This window comes from Desulfovibrio sp. ZJ200 (assembly GCF_011039095.1).
GTDB lineage: Bacteria > Desulfobacterota > Desulfovibrionia > Desulfovibrionales > Desulfovibrionaceae > Desulfovibrio.
In genome coordinates this window covers 1-4,517 of record NZ_JAAKEH010000091.1, presented here as the reverse complement: position 1 = coordinate 4,517, position 4,517 = coordinate 1, and the positions used below count along the sequence as shown (strand labels likewise).

The window sequence follows — 4,517 nt, the reverse complement described above, 5'->3', positions numbered from 1 at the left end:
GGCGAAAAACGCGGTTTTCGCCTGAATGTACGCCGCGTTGCGGCGGCTGCCGCTTTCGCGTCAGCAGAGCATTTTCAAAGTGAAAATGCTCTATCGTAAAATGCCGATTGTTTTGCCGTGCAACGGCAAAACAATCGGCAAGGGAACCAGGCAGGCCGGATCTACACCAGTTTTTTGACGGCAGCCAGGGCCGCGTCATAATCAGGCTCGTCAGTCACTTCCGGAACAACCTGGCTGTAAGCCAGCGTTCCGTCAGGCCCCACCACGAAGATGGCGCGGGCCAGCAGACGCAATTCTTCGATCAGCACGCCGTAGTTTTTGCCGAACTCCGTGTCTTTGTAATCGGAAAGCGTTTCCACGGCCTGGACTCCGGCTGCGCCGCACCAGCGGGCCTGGGCAAAAGGCAGATCGCAACTCACAGCCACAATGCGCACCTTATCGGAAAGCCTGGCGGCCTCGGTGTTGAAACGGCGCACCTCCATGTCGCACACCGGCGTGTCCAGAGAAGGCACACTGAGCAGCACAAGCACCTTTCCGGCATAGTCTTTGAGTCCGCGCGGGCTTAAATCATTGGCGGCCGCAGTGAAGTCAGGGGCTTTGCGCCCCTCGTCGGGCTGCCTGCCTTCAAGATGCAGCGGCTTGCCCTGAAATGTGACAGTATTCATATCTGAAACTCCTTCTACTTATGCAAATTTTTACTCAGCCTGCCTCAGCGGGCATTATTTGTCAACAATGATTCCTGACAAGAGCAAGACTGGTGGCGAGCTTTGCCCGCAGCCTGCGCCTGTTTCACAGCTGCTGCCAGACCAGGGCGCACCATTCGCCCTGGCGGGCACGGCGCGCAACCGGCAAGCCCTGGGCCTGGTAGGCGGCTTCCACCCCGTCCGCCTGAATCTCCAGCAGGCCGGAAAGAATCAGGCTGCCGCCCGCTTTGCAGGCTGCGGCAATGGCCGGCGCAAGCTCAATGAGGGGCCGGGCCAGAATATTGGCCACTACCAGATCAAAAGTCCGCCCGACGACAGCCTCCATGCTTCCAAGGCTCGGCTCAAAGCCGTCGGCGGCATTCAGCACGCGGTTTTCCAGGGCATTGTCCACGGCCAGGGGATCAATATCCAGGCCCAGACCGGCAAGACCGCTTTTGCAGCAGGCAATGCCCAGCACGCCGGAGCCGGTGCCCAGATCCAGAAAACTTTGCCCAGGCAGCAAGCGCCCCTGATCCAGGAGATCGCTCAGCACCTTCAGGCAAAGCGCCGTGGTAGCGTGATGCCCGGTGCCAAAAGCGCTTTTGGGTTCAATGAGCAGATGCGTGCGGCCTGGAAAATCCGGGCTTTGAGCCAGCCACGGTGGCAAGACCACAAAGCGCGATCCGCAGCATACCGGCGTGAAGAATTGCCGCCAGGCTGCCAGCCAATCCTGTTCTTCCAGCTCTTCCAGCAGGCATTGGGCCTCAGGCGCGCAGCCCATGATCCTGCTCTGCAAATCCCGCATAAAACCGGGCTGATCGCAATGAACGCGAAATCGCGTTTCGCCGGTGGGCAGGCTTTCCTCTTCCCAGCCGAACGTAACGCACAAGGTCAGTACGCCGGTGATCCTGTCGATATCTTCTTCCCGCGCCAGAATATCCAGGCGCAATGTATTTTTCATCCGCCCTGCTCCTTCCTTATCCAGTACAGTGTAAGCCTGAAAAAAGTACACATCCTCCGGCTGCGGGGCAGGGGCGTCCGATTCGGGGGAAAGCCGGATCGGCCTGCTTGCAGCACATCAGAGAGTTTTGCCGTACCCGGGAGAGAGTACGCGCCGTCTCCCCTGAAGACAAGAACGGCGCAAAGCCGCGGGGTAACGCGCAGGGGCGGCGCAAAAAGCGAAAGGCCCTGAAATTGCTGCCCCACAAGAAAATGAAGCATTGATCTGCCTTGAAAACCCGGGTATGAATAAAAATTCAACTGCACGACATATTCCGGCTTTTTTAAGGAAGCACCATGGCGCAGACGGAAGATCTCGACACACTTCTCGCCGCTATCCGGCGCACCTTTGACGTGGATTTCGAGCCCTTGCAGGTGGATGGCGACACGTTGCAGGTTCTGACCATCCACAATATGCAGGCGCATTTGGACAAGCTGCTGCATACACGCGCCATGCGCAATCCGCTTAAGGATTTGCCGCTCTGGGCCAAAGTCTGGCCCGCTTCTTTCGTGCTCGGTCGACTGCTGCGCAACTATGAGCCGGAGGGGAAAACCCTGCTGGAGCTGGGAGCGGGCTGCGGCATTTTGAGCCTGATCGCCGCGCGCTACGGATTTTCGCGCATTGTTCTCAGCGATGTGCAGGAAGACGCGCTGCGTTTTGCCAGGGCCAATGTGTTGCGCAATCATCTGGAGGATCGCGTGGACGTCTGCCATGTGGATGTGACCGCGCCCGGCAGGGACCCGCGCTTCAGCCCGGGCTTTGATCGGATCGCCGCTTCCGAGATTCTTTACCTGGATGAGCTTCACGGGCCTTTGCTGAAGTTCACGGCCCGTCACCTGGCCCCCGGCGGCAAGGCTCTGTTCTGCACGGACATGGCCCGCGCCAAACCGCATTTCGCCAAACTGGCGGCCAAATCCTTCAAGATCACGGAAGGCCGCGTGGGCGTCAAAAGCCGGGATGAGGAAGGCCGGGAGCAACGCCGCCTGTACACTGTTTTGATCCTGGAGCGTCCATGAGCCGGAATACGCCGAAAATTCGCCTCCAGTCCTGTCCCAAAGCGTACACCAGGGATCTGGACAAAGCCGTCAGCCCGGCGCAAACCATCAGCCGTGTGCAACAACGGCTGGCAGCCGCGGATCTGGACATTCTGGCGCAAACCCGCCGCGTGGATGCGGGACGGCTGGGCATTCCCGTCTATCTGAGCGTTTGCGGCGCGGACGCGCGCGCGATCATGCCCACCCGCAAACAGATGGGCAAGGGCTCCTCGCCGGAACAGGCCCAGGCCTCGGCGCTCATGGAGCTGATGGAGCGCTTTGCGTTTTTCAGCTTCTGGCAGGAGCGGCCGCATATGATCCGCGCCACCTGGAGCCAGGCCGAGGCCCGCTTCGGCAAGGCTCTGCTGCCCCTGGAGGCCATGCTGCGCTCGGTGGACGATCCGCTTGGCCTGCCACAGGCCCGGCGGGTGCTCGACCTCGCGTCCTGGCTTTTTTATCCGGCCACCCACCTGCAAAGCGGTCGCACCGTATGGCTGCCCCTGGACTGGTTCAAGCTGCTCAGCGAGTTCAACGGCACCTCGGCGGGCAACAGCGCGGAAGAATCGCTTTTGCAGGGTTTGAGCGAACTGGTTGAGCGGCATGTGTGCTGCCGGGTGGATCGCGAGCGCCTGCGCACGCCGACCATTGACACGGCAAGCGTGGCGGACCCCGCGCTGGGGGATTTGCTGCGGGCATTTGAACGTGAAGGCATCCGGCTGATTCTCAAGGATTTTTCCCTGGGCATGCCCCTGCCCACAGTGGCGGCTCTGGCCTGGGACCCGGGCACCTTCCCTCAAAGCTCGGAAATCGTCTTTACCGCGGGCACGGCCTCCTCTCCGGCCAAAGCCGCCATCCGCGCTGTCACCGAAGTGGCCCAGTTGGCCGGGGATTTCTGCACCAATGCCTGTTACGAGGCCTCCGGGCTTCCCAAGTTCAGCCGCCTGGAAGAAACTTCCTGGCTTCTGGACGGGCCGAAAACAGCGCTGACGGATCTGCCCGGCGTGGAAGACGAGGATATCTGCCGCGAGTTGCAGGCCGCCCTGCGCGGCCTTGCGCCTCTGGAAGTCTATGCCGTGGAAACCACGCATCCGCGTCTGGGCATACCGGCCCATTATTGCATGGCTCCCGGCCTGGCCTTCCGGGAACGGGACCGCAACCAGAGCCTGGGACTTTTCGTGGGCCGAAAACTGGCTGAAGAGGCGGATGCCAGGGAAGCCGCAGCCGGCCTGAACGTCCTGGAAGAATGTTACCCGCAGGCGCATTTTCTGCCCTTTTTCCGGGGCATGCTGGCCTTGCGGGCCCAACAGTGGGACGCCGCGCGCGAGCTGTTCAACACGGCCCTGCCCTTGCAACCCGATGCCGACTCAGCGGCTCTGGCCGCTTTTTACGCCGGCTATGTCGATACCCTGCAAGAGCGCTGGCAGGAAGCGTTGCCCGCCCTGGCCCATGCCGTCGCACTCTGCCCTGAAATGAAAGAATACGGCAATCTGCTGGGCGTGGCGCGCTTCAAGACCGGGCGCTACGCCGAGGCGGCCGAGGCCTTTTCGGCTGTGCTCAAAGTGGATAAAGGCTCAGCCCTGGATCTGGCCAATCTGGGCCTCTGCCATAAATTCCTGGGGCAAAAAGAGGAAGCCGCGCGGCACTTGCAGGCCGCGCTGGAGATTGATCCCTCCCTGGACTTTGCCCGCCGCCACCTGCAGGAATTAGAGGGTTCTGCTGATGAAACCCAATAAACGCTCTAGAGCAGATTACCTTTGACTTTTTCTAAAAGTCAAAGGTGGCATTCAGGCGAAAAACGCG

Annotated in this window: 5 protein-coding genes; 2 read left to right on the top strand and 3 right to left on the bottom strand. The window is 60.8% G+C overall.

The window, feature by feature from the left end:
- The 3 genes from G7Y52_RS14575 to G7Y52_RS14565 all read right to left on the bottom strand — a co-directional run.
- Window positions 1–199: hypothetical protein (locus tag G7Y52_RS14575; RefSeq protein ID WP_165073159.1), on the bottom strand; the 199-nt coding region annotated here is incomplete at its 3' end.
- Window positions 162–665, bottom strand: a complete 504-nt coding sequence (tpx, locus tag G7Y52_RS14570; RefSeq protein ID WP_165073157.1) for a thiol peroxidase — start codon at window positions 663–665, stop codon at window positions 162–164. The genes G7Y52_RS14575 and tpx, both read right to left, overlap by 38 nt.
- Before the next feature lie 124 nt (window positions 666–789).
- On the bottom strand, window positions 790–1,644 hold the full coding sequence (locus G7Y52_RS14565; RefSeq protein WP_165073155.1) for a 50S ribosomal protein L11 methyltransferase: 855 nt from the start codon (window positions 1,642–1,644) through the stop codon (window positions 790–792).
- A 335-nt stretch (window positions 1,645–1,979) separates the two neighbouring features.
- Here G7Y52_RS14565 and G7Y52_RS14560 point away from each other — a divergent pair, with 335 nt between their 5' ends.
- Window positions 1,980–2,699, top strand: a complete 720-nt coding sequence (locus G7Y52_RS14560) for a 50S ribosomal protein L11 methyltransferase (protein WP_165073153.1) — start codon at window positions 1,980–1,982, stop codon at window positions 2,697–2,699.
- Complete coding sequence (locus G7Y52_RS14555) at window positions 2,696–4,450, top strand: YcaO-like family protein (RefSeq protein WP_165073151.1); 1,755 nt, start codon at window positions 2,696–2,698, stop codon at window positions 4,448–4,450. The genes G7Y52_RS14560 and G7Y52_RS14555 overlap by 4 nt, the downstream gene beginning before the upstream one ends.
- The last annotated feature ends 67 nt before the right edge of the window (window positions 4,451–4,517 follow it).

What these genes read in the sequence shown, in the direction of transcription:
- G7Y52_RS14555 (WP_165073151.1), top strand. Translation starts at nt 2,696, where the DNA reads ATGAGCCGGAATACGCCGAAAATTCGCCTCCAGTCCTGTCCCAAAGCG.
- tpx (WP_165073157.1), bottom strand. Translation starts at nt 665, where the DNA reads ATGAATACTGTCACATTTCAGGGCAAGCCGCTGCATCTTGAAGGCAGG.
- G7Y52_RS14560 (WP_165073153.1), top strand. Translation starts at nt 1,980, where the DNA reads ATGGCGCAGACGGAAGATCTCGACACACTTCTCGCCGCTATCCGGCGC.
- G7Y52_RS14565 (WP_165073155.1), bottom strand. Translation starts at nt 1,644, where the DNA reads ATGAAAAATACATTGCGCCTGGATATTCTGGCGCGGGAAGAAGATATC.